Source organism: Providencia sp. PROV209, from assembly GCF_028479485.1.
Classification (GTDB): Bacteria; Pseudomonadota; Gammaproteobacteria; order Enterobacterales; family Enterobacteriaceae; genus Providencia; species Providencia alcalifaciens.
The window spans coordinates 18938-38345 of sequence record NZ_JAMPNR010000004.1 but is presented as its reverse complement, the minus strand read 5'-3'; the positions used below and the strand labels follow the sequence as shown (position 1 = coordinate 38345).

Annotated in this window: 16 protein-coding genes and 4 tRNA genes; 2 read left to right on the top strand and 18 right to left on the bottom strand. The window is 43.5% G+C overall.

Features of this window, described 5'->3' with window-relative positions; translation table 11 throughout:
• Position 1 precedes the first annotated feature (1 nt).
• Complete coding sequence (gene hemY, locus PR795_RS05265) at positions 2-1195, top strand: protoheme IX biogenesis protein HemY (RefSeq protein ID WP_006662360.1); 1194 nt, start codon at positions 2-4, stop codon at positions 1193-1195.
• 210 nt (positions 1196-1405) lie between these two features.
• Positions 1406-1636, top strand: coding sequence for a DUF4014 domain-containing protein (locus tag PR795_RS05260; RefSeq protein ID WP_006658197.1), 231 nt, complete (start codon positions 1406-1408; stop codon positions 1634-1636).
• Positions 1637-2396: 760 nt separating this feature from the next.
• On the opposite strand, the gene PR795_RS05255 is transcribed toward PR795_RS05260, so the two are convergent.
• The 18 genes from PR795_RS05255 to rho form a co-directional block, all read right to left on the bottom strand.
• Positions 2397-2473 (bottom strand) — tRNA-Pro (locus PR795_RS05255).
• Positions 2474-2516: 43 nt separating this feature from the next.
• Positions 2517-2602 (bottom strand) — tRNA-Leu (locus tag PR795_RS05250).
• A gap of 16 nt (positions 2603-2618) precedes the next feature.
• Positions 2619-2694 (bottom strand) — tRNA-His (locus PR795_RS05245).
• Between the two features lie 79 nt (positions 2695-2773).
• Positions 2774-2850 (bottom strand) — tRNA-Arg (locus PR795_RS05240).
• 164 nt (positions 2851-3014) lie between these two features.
• Complete coding sequence (gene thrP / locus PR795_RS05235; protein ID WP_006658198.1) at positions 3015-4394, bottom strand: bifunctional threonine/serine APC transporter ThrP; 1380 nt, start codon at positions 4392-4394, stop codon at positions 3015-3017.
• Positions 4395-4629: 235 nt separating this feature from the next.
• Positions 4630-5367 carry a lipopolysaccharide N-acetylmannosaminouronosyltransferase gene (gene wecG / locus PR795_RS05230; RefSeq protein ID WP_006658199.1) on the bottom strand — a complete coding sequence of 246 codons (738 nt, stop codon included), beginning with the start codon at positions 5365-5367 and terminating at the stop codon, positions 4630-4632.
• 10 nt (positions 5368-5377) lie between these two features.
• Positions 5378-6733, bottom strand: a complete 1356-nt coding sequence (wzyE, locus tag PR795_RS05225) for an ECA oligosaccharide polymerase (protein WP_006658200.1) — start codon at positions 6731-6733, stop codon at positions 5378-5380.
• Positions 6730-7812 (bottom strand): TDP-N-acetylfucosamine:lipid II N-acetylfucosaminyltransferase, encoded by a 1083-nt coding sequence (locus PR795_RS05220; RefSeq protein ID WP_036963197.1) that lies wholly within the window; start codon positions 7810-7812, stop codon positions 6730-6732. Before PR795_RS05220 ends, wzyE begins: the two co-directional genes overlap by 4 nt.
• A complete protein-coding gene (wzxE, locus tag PR795_RS05215; protein WP_006658202.1) occupies positions 7809-9059 on the bottom strand; it encodes a lipid III flippase WzxE in 1251 nt (416 codons plus the stop codon). Before wzxE ends, PR795_RS05220 begins: the two co-directional genes overlap by 4 nt.
• Positions 9059-10189 (bottom strand): dTDP-4-amino-4,6-dideoxygalactose transaminase, encoded by a 1131-nt coding sequence (rffA, locus tag PR795_RS05210; protein ID WP_006658203.1) that lies wholly within the window; start codon positions 10187-10189, stop codon positions 9059-9061. Before rffA ends, wzxE begins: the two co-directional genes overlap by 1 nt.
• Positions 10176-10916 carry a dTDP-4-amino-4,6-dideoxy-D-galactose acyltransferase gene (gene rffC, locus PR795_RS05205; protein WP_006662358.1) on the bottom strand — a complete coding sequence of 247 codons (741 nt, stop codon included), beginning with the start codon at positions 10914-10916 and terminating at the stop codon, positions 10176-10178. Before rffC ends, rffA begins: the two co-directional genes overlap by 14 nt.
• The gene (gene rfbA, locus PR795_RS05200) at positions 10894-11775 is read right to left on the bottom strand and encodes a glucose-1-phosphate thymidylyltransferase RfbA (RefSeq protein WP_006658205.1); all 882 of its coding nucleotides are present in this window, start codon (positions 11773-11775) and stop codon (positions 10894-10896) included. The genes rffC and rfbA overlap by 23 nt, the downstream gene beginning before the upstream one ends.
• 8 nt (positions 11776-11783) lie before the next feature.
• On the bottom strand, positions 11784-12857 hold the full coding sequence (gene rffG, locus PR795_RS05195; RefSeq protein ID WP_006658206.1) for a dTDP-glucose 4,6-dehydratase: 1074 nt from the start codon (positions 12855-12857) through the stop codon (positions 11784-11786).
• Positions 12848-14110, bottom strand: a complete 1263-nt coding sequence (gene wecC, locus PR795_RS05190; RefSeq protein ID WP_006658207.1) for a UDP-N-acetyl-D-mannosamine dehydrogenase — start codon at positions 14108-14110, stop codon at positions 12848-12850. The genes rffG and wecC overlap by 10 nt, the downstream gene beginning before the upstream one ends.
• Complete coding sequence (gene wecB, locus PR795_RS05185) at positions 14107-15237, bottom strand: non-hydrolyzing UDP-N-acetylglucosamine 2-epimerase (protein WP_006658208.1); 1131 nt, start codon at positions 15235-15237, stop codon at positions 14107-14109. Before wecB ends, wecC begins: the two co-directional genes overlap by 4 nt.
• A gap of 96 nt (positions 15238-15333) precedes the next feature.
• Complete coding sequence (gene wzzE, locus PR795_RS05180; RefSeq protein WP_181480365.1) at positions 15334-16392, bottom strand: ECA polysaccharide chain length modulation protein; 1059 nt, start codon at positions 16390-16392, stop codon at positions 15334-15336.
• Between the two features lie 29 nt (positions 16393-16421).
• Positions 16422-17489 (bottom strand): UDP-N-acetylglucosamine--undecaprenyl-phosphate N-acetylglucosaminephosphotransferase, encoded by a 1068-nt coding sequence (wecA, locus tag PR795_RS05175; protein ID WP_006662354.1) that lies wholly within the window; start codon positions 17487-17489, stop codon positions 16422-16424.
• Between the two features lie 536 nt (positions 17490-18025).
• A complete protein-coding gene (gene rho / locus PR795_RS05170; RefSeq protein ID WP_004915469.1) occupies positions 18026-19285 on the bottom strand; it encodes a transcription termination factor Rho in 1260 nt (419 codons plus the stop codon).
• Positions 19286-19408: the final 123 nt, after the last annotated feature.

Sequence of the window (19408 nt, the reverse complement as noted above, 5' to 3'; positions counted from 1 at the left end):
CATGATTAAAGTCTTTGTTCTGTTTATCGTTCTGATTGCTGGCATTATTTTGGGTCCCCTGCTCGCTGGACACCAAGGTTATGTGTTTATTCGTACCGATAGCTACGATATTACGACCAGCGTCACTAGCCTTGTGTTGTGCTTTATCTTGCTGCAATTTGTCTTGTTATTCTTAGGCTGGTGTTACCGCCGTTTTATGAGTACTACCTCACGGACAAAGGGTTGGTTTACGGGTCACAAATACCACAAAGCCCATACCCAAACCCAAAAAGCGTTGCTCAAATTAGCGGAAGGGGATTTAGAACAAGTTGAGAAGTTGATGAGTAAACATGCTGATTTCTCGCAGCAACCCGTCATTAACTACTTGATGGCTGCAGAAGCAGCGCAACAACGTGGTGATAGCTACCGTACTCATCAATATTTAGATAGAGCCGCCGAAGCCGCAGGAAAAGACCAACTCCCTGTCGATATTAGCCGCGTTCGAATTCAGCTAGCAGAAGGTGAAATTCATGCTGCGCGTAATGGCATCGATAAATTACTCGACCAAGCACCACGCCACCCTGAAATTTTACGCCTAGCAGAGCAAGCTTACCTTGGTACTGGCGCATACCAAGCATTAATCGAGCTGCTACCAATCATGGCGAAAGTTCAATTACATAGCGAAGATGAGCTTGAAGCCCTAAAACTCAAAGCTTACAAAGGGCTAATGAACCAGTGCATGGCTGAAGGTGGAAGTGATGGGCTAAAAACGTGGTGGAAAAACCAGCCTCGTAAAGTCCGCCATGAAGTCCCTCTACAATCATTCCTCGCTGAACATTTAATCGAGTGTGGGGATGCCCGTAGCGCAGAGAAAATGATTATTGAGGGATTAAAACAGCAATATGATGAGCGTTTACTCCTCCTGATCCCAAAATTACACAGTGATCAGCCAGAAGCTATTGAGAAAACGTTACTAAGCCTTGTAAAACAGTCTGGCGCAACGCCATTACTAAATAGTACATTGGGCATCCTTGCACTACAGCATGCCCAATGGGAAAAAGCAGAAACCTACTTTAAAGCTGCATTAGCACAGCGTTTCGATGCCTATGATGCAGCTTGGTTAGCGGACGCTTATGATAAGCTACATAAACCACATGAAGCGGCGAAGATTCGCCAAGAAGCGCTAACGCACTCTCTGAAACAAGAGCGAACATAGTCTTAAATTTCTACGCATACCTATTTAAAAACGCCTCCTAATCCGAGGCGTTTTTTTGTGATTAAAATCGAGTCATCTTTAAAAGATAATCGTTCTAGGCGTCATTTTTAGGCAATCGAGGTAAACCGCATATTGCTATGTTATAAAAGAGACACATAGTGTATAAATGGTCGTATACATTTTCGTTTTGAATGGTTTTAGGATAAAGATATGAATGTAGTGAAAACTCTCTGGCGTTGGATTGTAGCGAGTCAAAATCGTTTACAGATCTTTTTTGACCTGCTACTTCTGATTTTATCTCCATTTATTTTTATTTCGATCATTGGATTCAATACCGCCGATCTGAATAAAGATATCTTTATTATTACCTTTATTATTATTGCCTACACATATGTAACTCGCTGGATCAGCAAGTGGTTAAGCAAAGAGAAAAAAGCGTAAGTACGATAATGACTTTTCTTTCCTAATGCTAATCAGGTTAGGAAAGAAAATAAAAACGCAGATTAATACCAAAAAAAACACCTGCCGAAGCAGGTGTAAATACAATCAGGTCTACAGACGGATGGTGCCTCACTCAACGTTTCGCCCGTTCGCTGATGGTAAGAGGATTAGCTCTTGATCATCTAAATTGGACAATAGGCACCGATAATCGGCTTTGCGTCATCCCTGGGTTTATGAAGCTAGGCTGTCATAATAAGTGGGATGAGCATCTACATAATAGATAATGCAGAATACGTGCCAACTTTTCTCACTCCTGCATTCTTTCTTTTCACTTCCCGTATCTGTGCTATTTTAAACGAGATTTTTATCTCTTACTCTTTGTGATTCTTTCATACTCATTTCATACCAAATCATCTTCTGTTCGATTCAGCAATTTTGTCTCAATTTAGAGACAGCTTATCATCACTATCACTTTCTCTATATAAATCAAACAGTAAAATGTCTCTTTTTGACGACATGAAAATAGGGGTTTGTATCAGATCTGAGACAACCTTTTTTATCCATTAAAAACATAGCATTACAAATATCATTAGATACGAATCATTATTATTCGATGACCCTCAACGAATCCCCGAAATAAAGATAATGAAATACTCAATGAAAAAGAAAAAAGGAGGGAGTGAACAAGAAATTGGAATGAGGATTTTTACGAGTGACAGAAAAGCAAAAACCCCACTCGATTGAGCGGGGTTCTTTAAATTGGTCGGCGAGAGAGGATTCGAACCTCCGACCCACTGGTCCCAAACCAGTTGCGCTACCAAGCTGCGCTACTCGCCGAAATTTAACTGCTTAAGGCAGTAACTCGACATCATTTTTTTCGTGGTGCGAAAGGGGGGACTTGAACCCCCACGTCCATAGGACACTAACACCTGAAGCTAGCGCGTCTACCAATTCCGCCACCCTCGCAATATCACAAAAAAAATGGGGTGGCTAATGGGACTCGAACCCACGACAACTGGAATCACAATCCAGGGCTCTACCAACTGAGCTATAGCCACCATAACTTCACTTATTTCAAAGCGTTGTTATACTACTACATACAACCTTGTTTTGCCACCGTAGCTTGTCACCTTTTGATGGTGCGCCCGACAGGATTCGAACCTGAGACCTCTGCCTCCGGAGGGCAGCGCTCTATCCAGCTGAGCTACGGGCGCTTAACGCCGTTGCGGGAGAGGATAGTACGGATTTATCCCCCTGCTGTCTAGTCCTTTTTTCAATAAAATTATCGATTGCTTGCCTTTTATCCATTTCGTCGAGAAAGAGAGCATTTTTTCCCTCTTCCTCGCTTATTTTGATGTTTTTTACTCACAAAATATTTTTACGATGGGCTTTTTTCATTGCGCCTAAAGCAACGGATCACAAAATATAACCCAGAAACGGTCAATAAAAAGATAGCGCCGACAATCAGTGACAATCGCGTCTCAGGATTAATTGCCATTCCGACCAGTACGCAGGCTAAAAATAATAACGTCGCATAGTTAACCCATGGAAATAGAATCGATTTAAACGTATGCCCAGCCATATGTTGCTGGTTCTGCTTACGAAAACGTAGCTGGCTGGTTAAGATAACTAACCAAGGCACCATTCCGGGTAAGACACTGGCGCTATACACATACACGAAGACTTGTTCTGGGTTTGGAATGATGTAATTCAAACTTGAACCTGCCACTAAGCATAAGATAGTAAAACCGACACAACGCGCTGGAACGCCATTTTTCGTCAGTTTTAATAGTGAGCTAGGTAACTGTTTATTTTGAGCCAGTGCATACAGCATGCGCCCGCCGCTATACATTCCGCTATTACAACCAGATAATGCTGCCGTCAGAACAACAAAGTTAATCACCGCAGCCGCAGAAATAATACCCACTTTAGCGAAAGTCATGACAAACGGGCTACCTTGTTGCCCAACTTCTGTCCACGGGAATAAGGTCACAACAATAAAAATTGCCCCGACATAGAAAATTAAAATTCGCCACAAAATATTATTGATGGCTTTTTTCAACGTTACTTGTGGATTTTTTGCTTCGCCCGCGGTGATCCCAACTAACTCAACACCTTGGTAAGACGCCACCACAATACACAGCGCAAACAGGAAACCTTTCCAGCCCCCCGCAAAGAAACCGCCATGCTCTGTTAAGTTGGCAAGCCCAATCGGCTCAAAGTTATTGCCAATCCCAAAGAAAATCAGCCCCAGACCAATCAAAATCATCACGACAATCGTGGTGACTTTGATCATCGCAAACCAAAACTCTAATTCACCATATAATCTCACTGCCGCGAGGTTTGCCAGTGCCACTAAGGCAACCGCAATCATCGCAAATATCCATTGGGGGACATCAGGGAACCAATATTTGGCATACTCCCCTATGGCTGTAATTTCTGAAATGCCAACAGCCACCCACATAAACCAGTAGCCCCAAGCCGTTAAGCACCCCCAGAATGGGCTTAAATACTTATAACCAAATGACGCAAATGACCCCGTGACGGGCTCAAGAAATAACATTTCTCCCATGGAACGCATGATGAAAAAGACAAACAATCCCGCAATGATATAGGCTAATAACACTGACGGACCGGCCCACTTCAACGTACTCGCTGAGCCCATAAATAGCCCAACCCCAATTGTTCCGCCCAAAGCAATCAGCTCAATATGACGGGCTTCTAGCCCTCGCTGAAGACCTTGCTGTGGCTTATCCATAATTTCCCCTGTCGATAATAATCATTCGATATTCGCAGCTTTAATTGCAATAAACTTTTTAGTAATCGCGGCTTGTTATCGAAAATAAGATAAAAAATACAATCCCCCAAGATACCGTGAGATCCCTTAGGTTGCATCTATTTTTGAAAAATTGTAGGTATATTTGAAGACAGAATAAAGCATCATTGATATAAATAAACCCGCATTGCGCGGGTTTATTCAGTTAAAAAGAGGCTTAAAGCTTACCACCGTAATAGTAGCCTAAAAACTTCAACAACTTAAACTGTCGTTTGATTCGAGTTGGCTGCGAAAGCAAGCGATACAGCCATTCTAATCCTAAGTTTTGCCAGACTTTTGGTGCACGCTTAACGTGTCCAGTGAACACATCATAAGTGCCACCAACACCCATATACAGTGCATCTGGATGGACTACACGGCAATCACGCATAAATATTTCTTGCTTAGGAGAGCCCATCGCTACCGTGACAATTTTTGCGCCACTCGCATGAATACGTTCAAAGAGCGCATTGCGATCTTCCGCTGTGAAGTAACCATCTTGAGAACCGGCAATATTCACATTCCATTGCGCACGTAACTTCGCTTTAGTTTGTTCAAGAATTTCAGGCTTTCCCCCCACCAAAAACACTGGCGTGCCTTCTTTTCCTGCGCGTTCCATCAAGCCTTCCCATAAGTCAGCCCCTGCCACGCGGGAAACGTCTGCTTTGGGATATTTACGGCGAATCGCACGCACAATGCTAATCCCATCAGCATAAAGATATTCTGCCTGCCCCAACAAAGTATTCAGTGCAGTATCTTGCTCAGCAATCATCACTTTTTCTGCGTTGATAGCGACAAGTGTGCCGGTTTTAGTCTTACCGTCAGCAAATAGATAGTCCAAGAAATGGGACATATTTTTAAAGCCCCAAATGTTATGACCTCTGATGCTATATTGAGGAATTGACGACTGTTCCATAATGCTCCTTTTAACGGCTTTCCCGTTGACCACTTTTGAAATAGGAAGTGGCTTTAATACGAATAAGACCGGCACTTTCAAATAACCAGTACAGTAATTTTGCTAACACTAAACATAGTCCGAAGACTAAACAGAAAAAGACCACGCGCGAGACAAAGGAATCAACTCCTTCACGGGCTAGGACGATCATATTGAAGATGGCACCGAAACAAAATGCCTGCATGATAGCGGCTTTATAGCGGTTAGATTCTTTCAAACTCAAACCATAAATCCAGTCAAACCATTTAATAATCAAACCAACTACGATGGCACCTAATGGGATAAACAGGACACCGCCCATCACCACCAGCGAGCCAATTAAGGTCGGAGAAATGGCTAACCCAGAATGGTTATTGAGCACTTCCCAAGTAAAATAGTTAGCCGAATTTAATACGGTATCTGGACGTTCTGGCCATACCCATGATGGAATAAACACATAGAAATCACGGATAATCGGCGCTAAGCCTTGGAAATCCATTTGGTCATAGTAACTGAGCAGTAACCCGAGGTTTTCCCACGGAGAGAACGTATCGCGGGTTAGATACAAGAAAGTGTAAAATGCCTCCGCACCGCTCACATCAAGACCGTAACGCTTGAGAGCTAACCAGAACATTCCAACAATACTCGCCACACCCGCTGCTGCCAGCATCCAAAGTGTAATCCAACCGCGAACAATCCCAATAAATAAAAACAGCGCAAAAGCCAAAATAATATTCGCGCGCGTTCCACCGACGATCACATAGGTTAAAAAACCAAATGACACGGTACTGACGAGGAAGAAAATCCAGCGTTTTTGCGTTGGCTTCAGGAAGTAAACAATCAGCATGGCGGGGATAAAGAAATAGAAGAAACGCTTCAACGCCACGCCGGATACCTGACTCGAGAATATCTGACTATAAGACTTCAACTTAAACAGTAAGAAGCCATTGTCCATGAAGAAAATGCCCACGGTTACCACAGCAACTGCGATTAACAATAAGCAAGTTAAGTTGGTTTCCACTTTATTCATGCTAAATACCGCACGACGCTGAACATCAACGCGCTTCGTTAAGCGGGTTTTGTACGTCACATAGTAAATAGCATAGAAGCTTGTTGACGCTAGCATGGCATACATCAGGTAATCTGCGGGAACTATCGCCACATCAAACTGGAAAACCAATGCACATGTCAGAGGAAAGCCGAAATAAAATGTCAATAAATACAACAAAGTAAAGAAAATATTAAAATTAAAGCGCACACGAAGAAACTCTTTGTACATCAGTGTGCCAATAAAAATAATGGAGATCAGGTAGATCAGTGATAATCCCCCCAATTCAAGCAATGTCATACTTTCGCCTCCGCAATGCTGAGGATCTGTTTCCAGCCATCAGTAAAGTTAGGTGCAAAGAATTCAATATCTTGCTTATTAAGGGTATTCATTTGACGCTGAGCTTCATCCACTAACGGTAGTGTGAGCTTGTCACCATAGAAAAAGACCGGGACATTCTGTGCCGTTAAATCTTGCCAGAAGGTATTTTGACGGCTAATGACAAAAGGAATAGAGAACTGGATAAGCAAACAAACCGTTCCAACCCCTTGTTGGCGATTAAAAATAAAGTAGCCAAGGTCGCAGGTTTTCAGCAAATTCAGGTAATCATCGAACGCCATACGTTCTTTAAGAATATCCACCTGCCCCTGAGGGAATTCACTTTGTGCTGCTTGTTCGACTTCCGCAATATAGTTTTGGTTATTGGCAGGGTAGCCCATTGGCACTATCACCTTAACGTTATCACCAAACTGCTGTTTAATCGCACCCAGTGCTTCCACATGACGATTAGAACGATCCCCCGAGTTACCAAGCAATATTGTTAATTGCTCGCTCTCACGAGGCTCTCGTTCACTTAATGTCAACGCAGGGTCCATACGTGTTGGGAAATAGAGCACCGACGATTGCACATTCGGATTCGACTGATGAAAATAAGACAGGTCTCCCCGAGTGGCACACACATGCCCTACTTTCTTTTGCGCCAAGCGACGTAAAATATAAAATAGCTTAAATTTCAGTGAACTAGACTCTTCATATAAGTCTGCTCCCCAAATATGCCACCAAAATTGATGGGATTTTATCTTACCAAAGAGCAGCGCTAACCAGATTGGCGCATTAAATTGCCCATGGAAGAAAAAGCGCGTGCGGCGCTCTGCTTTAGCGCGACGAATAACACTATCGGCAATCGATTTTTTGCTGTTAAAAACTTCAATTTCGAGCTTTGGATAGGCAGCAGCTAGCTGCGCATCTTGGCTCACCACCATAAAATGCGGCTTTTGAGACGGTGCCATTTCTTGGCAAATAACGTCATTAAAAAACGTTAAAACCGTCTGATTATGATGCGGGAGGTCAGATCCCAGTACATGTATTAAGGTTGTCATGCTCGCCTACGGTAGATCAAAAATACGCAACAACAGAGAGTAAAATATACGATATACGTTGCCATATAGGCTTGTGTTGCCCCGACTGCGCCGTGTTCAGGAATAAACCAATGGGCAAAACCTGTTAACAGAACAAATTGGCTAACTTCCGTGAGAACATAAAAGCGCAATGCCGCTTTCGCGATGACTAAATAACCAAAAACGTAAGCACCCACTTTCAATACATCGCCGACCAGCTGCCAAGCAAACAGGTCTCTCATCCCTGTAAACTCTTTTGAAAATAGCAACCAAATCGCAAAATCACGCAGTAACCATACCGTAAAGCTCACGGCAGCAACCGCAGGTAAAACAAACTTCAGCGCCTTAATAATTTCGGCAGAAATTTCATTTTTATGCTGTAAACGCGACAACGTTGGCAATAAATACACTGAAAACGTTGCGGTGATGAATTGTAGATAAGCGTCCGAAATGGTTGTCACACCCGTCCATAATCCAACTTCATCCCAGCTATAGGTTTGTGCCAATAAGTTTCGCATCATGATATAGGCAACAGGCAGTGTGATTGCCGTTAACATTGCCATGATGGTGAACTTACCGAGATTGGTGGCTATCGCTTTGTCCCATGCAGGCTTTAAGGATGACAACGCAAATTGCTTACGTCGTATAATCAGACCTGCGGCGGGCAACACCACCAATGCGGGAACCAATGCAAGCCCCGCCAACGCACCGTCATACCCTCCCATGAGATAGCATAAATAATAGGCGACTACACCGATTATGCTACCAAAAATGATGGCCGTCGCATTCCCAGCTGCATCTCGGTAACCCTTTAAAATCGCCAAAAAATAGTTCGCATATGCGATACCCATCTGAATTAAGGCGACCATACGGATCACAGAGCTATATTGCTCAGTATCAAATAACGCGGCACTAATAGGCGCGCTGCATAACAAAAAGACAATGGCCAGTAACGTCGAGAACCCAAGAATAATCGTTGAAGACGTTCCCAGCACGGCTCGTAATTTTTGAGGATCTTGATGGTGCTCTGCCACATATTTTGTGACGCCATTGAAGATCCCTGCGCCAGATAAAACACCTAGCACGGTAATTAATTGACGAAAATTTCCCGCCAGCCCAACACCGCTAGGGCCAAATGAGACTGCAAATAATTTCACGATCAACAGGCCCACCCCGATTTTAATCAGGGTAGACCCAGCAGTCCAAACCGATGCTTTAGCTAATGACATTAGGCAAAGAACGCTTTAATTCGCTCAATGACCACTTGCTGCTCGTCATCTGTCATGTTGTAGAACATCGGCAGACGCACTAAACGGTCACTTTCAACCGTGGTGTATTTATCTTCACCGTGGAAATAACCAAACTCCATTCCAGCTGGGCTGGTGTGCAGTGGCACGTAATGGAAAACAGTTAAAATACCGTGAGATTTCATATAGTCATTAAACGCTGTACGCTCTTCCACATTTTTCAGTTTGATATAGAACATATGCGCGTTATGTTTCAAACCGTCTGGTACAGTTGCTAATACTAAACGACCCGCAGTAACCAGAGGTTGTAACGCTTGATAATAGCGATCCCACAGTAATAAACGGCGTTCATTAATTTTGTCTGCTTCTTCTAACTGAGCCCATAAATAAGCCGCTTGTAAGTCGGAAAGCAGATAACTTGAACCGATGTCACGCCATGTATATTTGTCAACTTGACCACGGAAGAATTGGCTACGGTTAGTACCTTTTTCGCGGATCACTTCTGCACGGTTAATCAACGCTTTATCATTGATTAACGTTGCTCCACCTTCACCACCTGAAGAGTAGTTTTTGGTTTCATGGAAGCTGTAGCAACCAATGTGACCGATGGTTCCCAATGCTTTGCCTTTGTAAGTCGACATCACACCTTGCGCAGCATCTTCAATCACAAATAAGTTGTGTTTTTTCGCAATCGCCATGATGGTGTCCATTTCACAAGCCACACCTGCGTAGTGAACAGGAACAATTGCACGTGTACGATCAGTAATTGCAGCTTCAATTTTGGTTTCATCGATATTCATGGTATCTGGACGAATATCCACAAACACAATTTTAGCGCCACGTAACACGAATGCGTTAGAGGTCGATACGAAGGTAAAGCTCGGCATGATGACTTCATCGCCCGGCTTAATATCAATCAGGATCGCGGCCATTTCTAATGAAGCGGTGCAAGACGGCGTTAACTGGACTTTCGGACAGTTAAAACGTTTCTCCATCCACTCTTCACAACGTTTAGTGAAACCACCATCACCGCACAGTTTGCCACTTGCCATAGCCTGCTTCATATACTCAACTTCAGTGCCTACAACGGGTGGTTTATTAAATGGAATCATGTTGTCCCCTGTATAACCAATATGCTGTGCTGGCAATCGCCGCACCGCTGCGTGAATAAAGATTTAACGCCGCAACATTACTCATTTGCGTGGCAACATTTAACTGTCTTTTTTGGTGTTGCACACACCATTGATAAGCCGCTGACATTAATTTCCGACCGATACCGCGCCCTGTTGCATTTGGTATTGCCGCTAACAACCCAATTCGCGCTGTATCAGCATCAAGACTACGTAGGCTAACGAAACCTAAAATATCACCTGCTTGATCTCTAAGGAGTAAACAGGTGTGGTCAAATGTCCCAAGAACCGCTTTTTCTATCCATAATGCATAAAACCGACCGCTATCCCCTTCTCGATACCAAGGCGTACGAAAGCGGCTGTTACTAAACACAGCTGCCGCGGTGTCGCGCAGAAAAACAATATCCCCTGTTTGTGCGACAACCACATTATCCGTCTCTGATAACGCTGTGTTTAGATAAGCATTTTCTGTGCCAACCGTTAACGCAAAATCGATTTCACCTTCAACAAAACTGAATCCCATACTGGCAAGATTATCAATTCTCGCAGTCTCAGATGCCGCAACTTTCGCTTGCACAATTTCAAACTTATCCAGTTGATAAGCTAAGATAATTTGCGCATCTGTTGCGGCGAAATCCAGTTTCGCCGTAGAACGTTTAAAAAAATCAGATTCCCAATCTAAGGGATCAATATTGGCGCGGACGGACACGAAGTAAGTCCTCTAAGTATTTGCCATAACCTGTTTTATTCAGGCGAGCGGCGGCGTCTTTAACTTGGTCATCAGATAACCAGCCATTGCGCCATGCAATCTCTTCTAAACAAGCCACTTTGAAACCTTGGCGTTTTTCCACAGTTTGAACAAAGGTTCCTGCTTCAATCAAGCTGTCATGGGTACCCGTATCTAACCAAGCAAATCCACGACCGAGTAGCTCAACGCTGAGCTCACCACGTTCCAAATACATTTGGTTGATAGACGTAATTTCTAATTCACCACGTTCAGAAGGCTTTACTTGTTTAGCAAAATCAACCACTTGATTATCATAGAAATATAAACCCGTCACCGCCCAATTAGATTTTGGCTGCTTTGGCTTTTCTTCAATAGACAACGCTTTAAAGTTGTCATCGAATTCCACGACACCAAAACGTTCTGGATCCATCACTTGGTAACCAAAGACCGTCGCACCTTTTTGACGCGCAGCAACTGACATTAATTTAGGGCTAAATGAATGACCAAAGAAAATGTTATCGCCAAGCACTAAGCAACAGGAATCCCCATTGATAAACTCTTCACCAATGATGAATGCTTGCGCGAGCCCATCTGGAGATGGCTGCTCTGCATAACTCAGTTCAATACCAAATTCATGACCATCACCCAATAAACGCTGGAACATCGGCAAATCATCGGGCGTCGAAATGACCAAAATTTCACGGATCCCTGCCAGCATTAATACCGACAGCGGATAATAAATCATTGGCTTATCATAGATAGGCAGCAGCTGTTTTGAGATACCGCGTGTAATCGGATGTAGACGCGTTCCCGAACCACCAGCCAGAATAATACCTTTCATGCTTCCTCCTAGCTACCTAAGCCCAGACGCTCGCCTGCATAGGAGCCATCTTGCACACGACGCCACCATGTTTCGTTGTTTAAATACCACAGTACCGTTTTACGGATACCAGATTCAAACGTTTCTTCAGGTGTCCAGCCTAATTCACGCTGGATTTTATCGGCGTCAATGGCATAACGCATATCGTGACCAGGGCGGTCTTTCACATACGTAATTAAATCACGGTAATGCGTCACACCTTGAGGTTTCTGCGGATGCAACTCTTCGAGTAATTCACAAATTGTTTCAACAACTTGGATATTACGGCGTTCGTTGTGCCCACCAATATTGTACGTTGAGCCCGGTTGCGCTTGAGTGGCAACTAAATGCAGTGCTCGAGCATGATCTTCCACAAACAGCCAGTCGCGAATTTGTTCGCCCTTGCCATACACTGGCAGTGGCTTACCAGAAATCGCGTTCAAAATAATCAATGGGATCAACTTCTCTGGGAAGTGATACGGACCATAGTTGTTCGAGCAGTTAGTGATCATGGTGGGTAAGCCATATGTTCTTTGCCATGCTCGGACTAAATGGTCGCTCGATGCTTTTGACGCTGAATATGGGCTACTTGGCGCATAAGGTGTTGTTTCTGTGAAGAAACCTTCTGGCCCGTCCAAATCTCCATACACTTCATCAGTTGAAATGTGGTGGAAACGAAAAGCCGCTTTTTGGCTCTCTTCAAGTGCAGACCAATAATGGCGTGCTGCTTCTAACAGTGTATAAGTACCCACAATGTTAGTTTCGATGAATGCCGCAGGACCATCAATAGAACGGTCAACATGGCTTTCTGCGGCTAAGTGCATCACCACATCTGGTTTGTGCTCAGCAAACACTTTATCCAGTGCTGTGCGGTCACAAATGTTTACTTGTTCAAAGGCATAGCGTTCGCTATTAGCAACTCCCGCTAATGACTCTAAATTGCCCGCATAAGTCAAGCAATCAACCACAATGGCATGGTCTTGTGTATTCTCAATCACGTGGCGAACAACGGCGGAGCCGATAAAACCGGCACCACCTGTAATTAAAATGCGTTTCAACGCCATACTCCTTTTGTATCCACAACCCATTTTTGAGGGATAGCAGAACCTTGGATACCTTTAAACAGGTTATGGTCAACCAACATTAGGATCACATCAGCTTCGCTAACCGCTTTTTCAATTGAAACCAGTTCAGCAATGCCTTTCAGCGCTGTTGGTAACTCATCAATGTGCGGTTCAACTGCAAAAGTCTTACCTGGGTTCCAATTAGCAACCATCTTAGTGATGTGCATTGCAGGGCTTTCACGCAGGTCATCGATATTTGGTTTAAATGCCAAACCAAAGCAGGCGATTTTGATTTCGCTCGCTTTTTTACCTGTTTCCGCTAAGCAGTCTGCGACAGCTGCTTTCACTTGATCCACCACCCAAATTGGTTTGCCATCGTTAACTAAACGCGCAGTGTGGATTAAACGAGATTGTTTTGGACTTTGCGCCACGATAAACCATGGGTCAACTGCGATGCAGTGACCACCCACGCCAGGACCTGGTTGCAGAATGTTCACGCGAGGATGACGGTTCGCTAAGCTGATCAGTTCCCAGACATTGATATCTTGTTCTGCGCAAATCAGAGATAATTCGTTAGCAAATGCGATATTCACATCACGGAAGCTGTTTTCCGTTAGCTTACACATTTCAGCCGTTCTTGAGTTAGTGATTACACACTCACCTTCTAAGAAGATATTGTACAGCTCGCTCGCACGCAGAGATGATTTAGGCGTCATACCGCCGACAACACGGTCGTTTTTGATCAGCTCAACCATCACTTGACCTGGCAGTACACGCTCTGGGCAGTAAGCCACATCGATATCAGCCTGTTCACCTGCTTGGTGAGGAAAAGTTAAATCAGGACGTGCATCCGCTAACCACTGGGCCATCTGCTCGGTAGTCCCTACTGGAGAGGTTGACTCAAGGATCACTAAGTCGCCTTTCTTCAGGACTGGCGCGATAGACTCAGCTGCCGCTTTCACGTACACCAAATCAGGCTCGTGTTCACCTTTGAATGGTGTCGGAACGGCAATCAGGAATGCGTCTGCAGGTTGTGGCTTCGTGAAGGCTTTTAAGTGACCTTCTTCAACCGCTTTTTTCACCACTACGTCCAGCTCAGGTTCCACAATATGGATTTTACCTTGATTGATAGTGTCAACCGCATGCTGGTTAACATCTACGCCGACAACCTGCTTCTTACGAGATGCGAAGGCTGCCGCTGTTGGTAAACCGATATAACCAAGGCCGATAACAGAAATAGTTTCAAAACTCATAATTTCACCTGATTGCTTTTTAATGCTGCAAGAATACGCTGACAAGCATGACCATCACCATAAGGGTTATGTGCGCGGCTCATTTCGTGATATTCCGCTTCATCTGTCAGTAACCGATTAACTTCATTTACAATGGTTTGTGTATCTGTACCCACTAAACGAACTGTCCCTGCATCAACAGCTTCAGGGCGTTCGGTGGTATCTCTCATAACTAAAACAGGTTTGCCTAAAGATGGCGCCTCTTCTTGAATACCGCCGGAATCCGTTAAAATCAGATACGCGTGGTTCATCAAATAGACGAACGGCAGATATTCCTGAGGACTAATTAAGATAATATTATCAATGCCATGCAGAATTCGTTTTACTGGTTCACTCACATTTGGGTTCAAGTGAACAGGGTAAACCACTTGAACATCAGGATGCGCTTGAGCGATATCCGCTAAGGCATGGCAAATACGCTCAAAACCACCACCAAAGCTTTCACGACGGTGACCCGTTACAAGGAGCATTTTTTTATTTGGGTCGATAAATGGGTAATTTCCGGCTAATTCGGCCATCATATTTTGGTTACCCATCACCTTCTCTTTCACCCACAACAGCGCATCAATGACTGTATTGCCAGTCACAGAAATATGGCTATCGGGAATAGATTCGTTGAGTAAGTTTTGGCGCGAGTTTTCTGTCGGCGCGAAATGGTACTGAGCAAGGTGCCCCGCAATTTTACGGTTACCTTCTTCTGGCCATGGCGAATAGAGGTTTCCTGTGCGCAGTCCAGCCTCAACATGCCCTACAGGGATGCGATGATAGAATGCCGCAAGGCTAGTTGCCATCGTCGTTGCAGTATCGCCATGAACAAGGACAACATCGGGTTGGAAATCTGCAAATACTGCCTTTAATCCTTCCAAAATACGGCAAGTAATGTCGGTTAAATCCTGACCTGGTTTCATAATATTGAGATCGTAATCGGGAGTGATCTCAAATAAGTTCAGTACTTGATCTAGCATTTCACGGTGCTGAGCGGTAACACACACTTTCGCTTCAAAATCTGCATCATCAGCAAGTGCATGAACCAATGGAGCCATTTTAATAGCTTCAGGTCGTGTGCCGAATACAGTCAATACTTTCACAGTGACTCTCTTATATTTTCTTCGCAGTTTACTGCTTTATTTAGTTTTAATGATGCAATCTCGCCACCGACCTTTCCGTCAGTGGCGAGTAAGACATTACGATGGGCGACGGCGAGACAGTACCACTCCGGCACCTACTAACACACCAATTGCACCCCACAGAACCGCAATGAATGCTCTGCGCGGACTATCGCGTTTGATTGGATCTTCAGGAGTTCGCAGATAACGATACGCGTGAAAATTATCTTGAAGAGCTGGACCAACATCCAGTGTCGCTAGCATCGCGACATTTTGGTCATAATCCGTATCAAAATCAGGACCTGTTGCTTTTAAAGTCTCGATTTGAGCTTGCAGTAATGGAACCCCTAACATGAACATTTTTGAGTCAGGAATTTCATCTACTGGCGCAGTCGTTTGATTACGAGAGATACCTTGTTTTTCAGCAACTTTAAGTGCTTGCTCAAGGCTGTTTAGACGACGATCATACGCGGCATTTGCCACCATGGCTTCACGCTTGACCAACGCTTTCATAGATTGGGTTTTTGTTGCCCAAGCCCCTTTCAACTCATCATTCAGGTTGGTGGTTGCACGTTGATTAGCAAACTCAATATATTCGCGTAATAGCTGATTAGAATCAGTCGCTGTTTCAGCCACTAACTTCACACTATCTGTTGGGTTTTTGAGTGCATCTGCCGGTGTATACTCAATGTTGTTGATCAATTCATCCAACAAGGCAGCATCTGCTTTCGGGTCATTTTCCAAACGTTGCTTATAATACTCAGTACCTAACCAAAACTGGCGACGAGTATCGTAAGAGCCTAATTGTTTGGTAAATTCTTCATAAGCTTCTTTCGCAATGGTGGGTAACTGTCCTTCTTGCCCTACGACATTAATGCGAGAATCAAGGTTGCGCAGAAACTGTTGCTGAGAATAATAACTTCCCAGATTGTTCACAGTTGGTAGATCCGTGATAGCCGTTGTACTCCACTTCGGCTGCATAAAATAGGATGCTCCCAGTGCAACCGCAGCAAAAATCACTGCACATGCGACGATCCAAATTTTACCCTGCCATAATGAACGGCATAAATCACGAATATCTAACTCCGCTTCAATCGGAGTTTGATGCTGACTAGGTTGTGTTTCTGAGTTATTCACTGCACAGAACCTCTATAGTTCGTTTGTCTTTACCGGACCGCACTCTTACGCGCACGACGTCTAATTCGTTTGATAAAACGGGCGACTTTCCATGCTCGTTTGATGCAGTAACCATACATCATAAATACAAGCAAAAATAATGCCAACATTACCCATTCTGGGATGAATGATAGGCGTTCGCCAAGAATACCAATGCACGCAAGTATTGCCGCAGCCAATGTGATGATTACAAATGCCCCTTTCGGGGTAAATCCTGAACGCATAATCAAGTGATGAATATGCTGACGATCCGGTGAAAATGGACTCATCCCTTTACGAATACGGCGGTACATAATTGCCACCATATCCATAAGCGGAATAGCAATAATCCATAATGCAGTCACAGGATTAATTGGATGAACATCTTCTTGCGTCGATGCAACCAAGATCCAAATAATGGTAAAACCAATCAAAGTACTTCCCGCATCGCCCATGAACACTTTAAATCGACGACCTAAAACACCTAGGTTCAGCAGGATATAAGGAAGAATAGCCGCTATAAACGCAAAACACCAAAACGCTAACGCGTAGTTACCATTTTGATACAGTAAGAAACCTAAAGCACCGAAAGAGACCGAAGACAGGCCGCCTAACAGACCATCAATACCATCAACCATGTTGAAAGCATTGATTGCAGCCCAAACAGCAAATAGGGTCACAATGTAACCAAATGGTCCAAGCACCAGTTCCCAAGGGCCGAATGCATGCCCCAGTGACTCTAATGAGAGCCCGCCTGCCGTCATCATCACGACAGCAACAATAGCCTGAACGCCAGCGCGTAATTTCACGCTAATGTCGAATCTATCATCCAGTGCACCAACGAACACTAAGAGCCCAGCACAAGCGATATATAACCACTTATGGGGAATGTATTCTTCCGTGATCATAAACGCGAAGCAAACGCCAAAGAAAACAGAGATCCCTCCAACGAGAGGTACCAATCCTACGTGTTTCTTCCTGAAATTCGGTTTATCAACCAAGCCAATTTTTTTTGCCACAATACGTGCGACAAAAATAAAAGCTAAGGTAAACAAAAAGACATAGAAGAGATTACTCATAAAGTGTGTGCTATCCACTGTTCTACTCTCTTATATTTCTATCTAACTTTTAAACACTAACAATCTGGGTTGCTGTGATAAAGTACCGCGCCAACATAGTATCCGAGCAAAAAAATCGTACACTAAAACAGAATCATTCTTTTTTGATATGCACAAAACATGCCGAAAAGTACAATAAGGCGTAATATAGTTTTGCGTTACAAACTTACCTTAACGATTTTATCCTTTAACATTGCAAGATGCATGCCATAAAAAACAATCTCAACCTGATTAATCGACCTTTACCATCAATTTTTATCTAACCGAGTAAATATCAATCATTGAGTAAATTTAAGTATAAAAATTAATCTAGAAAATACCATCTTCTTATGAATAATCTAGCATCCGTTTATTATTTCATTTTACTCATGAATAAAGTAATTTGTGCTCATATTGTTAAATAATAAAGACTATTATTTTATGAGCGTTAATAACATACGGATAAAAAAATAGGCGCCCTATTAGAGCGCCTATTTCTATACTTATAATCCTAACGATTATGCTCTTTTCATGAAGTCAAAGAACTCTTCGTTAGTTTTTGTCATTGCTAATTTGCTGATGAGGAATTCCATCGCATCGATTTCGCCCATTGGGTGAATAATCTTGCGTAGAATCCACATTTTTTGCAGCTCATCTTGGGAAGTGAGCAGCTCTTCTTTACGTGTACCTGAACGATTGTAATCAATTGCAGGGAAGACGCGTTTTTCAGCAATTTTACGAGACAGGTGTAATTCCATGTTACCTGTTCCTTTAAATTCTTCGTAGATAACTTCATCCATTTTCGAGCCAGTATCAACCAGCGCGGTTGCGATGATAGTTAAACTACCGCCTTCCTCAACGTTACGAGCAGCACCGAAGAAACGTTTCGGACGATGTAATGCGTTTGCGTCCACACCCCCCGTCAGAACTTTACCAGATGAAGGCACAACGGTGTTGTATGCACGAGCAAGACGAGTAATGGAATCCAGTAAGATGATAACGTCTTTTTTATGTTCAACTAGACGTTTCGCTTTCTCGATAACCATCTCAGCAACTTGAACGTGGCGTGCAGCTGGCTCATCAAATGTTGAAGCAATCACTTCACCTTTAACAAGGCGTTGCATCTCGGTAACTTCTTCCGGACGCTCATCGATCAGCAGAACCATCAATACACAATCAGGATAGTTGTGAGCAATGTTAGCCGCAATATTTTGCAGTAACATTGTTTTACCCGCTTTCGGTGGTGCAACGATCAGACCACGTTGTCCACGACCGATTGGTGCGGCTAAATCTAATACACGAGCGGTTAAATCTTCAGTAGAACCATTACCACGTTCCATGCGCAGACGATTATTAGCATGTAACGGAGTTAAGTTTTCAAAAAGGATTTTGCTGCGGGCGTTTTCAGGTTTGTCGAAGTTAACTTCGTTAACTTTTAAGAGGGCAAAGTAACGTTCACCTTCTTTCGGGGGACGGATTTTTCCTGAAATGGTATCGCCTGTGCGTAGGTTAAAACGGCGAATTTGACTAGGAGAAACATAGATATCATCAGGACCTGCGAGGTAAGAACTGTCTGCTGAACGGAGGAAACCAAATCCATCCTGCAATATTTCCAGTACGCCATCGCCGAAAATATCTTCTCCACTTTTAGCATGCTGCTTCAAAATCGAGAAAATAATATCCTGCTTTCTCATACGGGCTAAGTTCTCTAGCCCCATGTTTTCGCCTAACGTAATCAGTTCTGATACTGGCGTATTTTTTAATTCGGTAAGATTCATAATGGTGGGTTCTTTAACTCGGGGTATTTCTCGAACTATGAACGTAAATTGGAGGCAACTTTTATAGTGAACCTATGAAGTATAGTGAACCTATGAAGTGCCAGTTTAACTTTATAGTGCCCT